The sequence below is a fragment of the Microbacterium sp. B19 genome, from assembly GCF_000333395.1.
Lineage (GTDB): Bacteria > Actinomycetota > Actinomycetes > Actinomycetales > Microbacteriaceae > Microbacterium.
This window is the reverse complement of sequence record NZ_BADA01000290.1, coordinates 1-514: the sequence shown is the minus strand read 5'-3', so window position 1 is coordinate 514 and position 514 is coordinate 1. Positions and strand designations below refer to the sequence as shown.

The following is a 514-nucleotide window of genomic DNA, read 5'->3' as shown; positions in this document are numbered from 1 at the left end:
CGTCAAGAGCGTGGTCGACGAGTCCGACCACCCGGAGAAGTACGTCTTCACCCCCTTCAACGAACCCGACGGCGGCAACTGGTACGCCGACTGGGGAACGATGAAGGACACCTACCTCCAGGACTGGAAGGCCGTCTATCAGGCCATCAAGGAGGTCTACCCGCAGGCGAAGATCGCCGGCAACGGTGACACGCGCTGGCAGTCGACCCGCACGCGGGACTTCCTCACGTTCGCCGAGGCGAACCCGAGGCGCCATTGCCCGCCCTCTTGGAAGACCCGCCGCACGTAGTGCGCGCGTGTCGTCGTGACACCGGGTGCGGTGGCGATGTGCGAGCGTACGCACCGATCGATCTCCGCGAGAGAGGCCGCGCCCACCGTGACGTAGACCTGCCGGTCACCCGAGGTGCCGTGCACGCTGAACACCTCGGGGATCACCGTCAGTGCGTCGACGGTCTCGCCGAGGCCGGCCGGGTGGCAGAGCACCTCGACGAACGCGAGAGGTTGCCGCTTCCGA

At 67.1% G+C, this 514-nt stretch carries 1 protein-coding gene and 1 pseudogene; one reads left to right on the top strand and one right to left on the bottom strand.

Going from position 1 to position 514, the window contains the following annotated elements:
- A partial coding sequence (locus I5G_RS26450) for a hypothetical protein (protein ID WP_239642525.1) occupies positions 1 to 289 on the top strand: 289 nt, incomplete at its 5' end.
- A gap of 53 nt (positions 290 to 342) precedes the next feature.
- Here the strand turns inward: I5G_RS26450 and I5G_RS27290 are convergent.
- Positions 343 to 435, bottom strand: a pseudogene (locus I5G_RS27290) (hypothetical protein); the annotation flags it as partial.
- Positions 436 to 514: the final 79 nt, after the last annotated feature.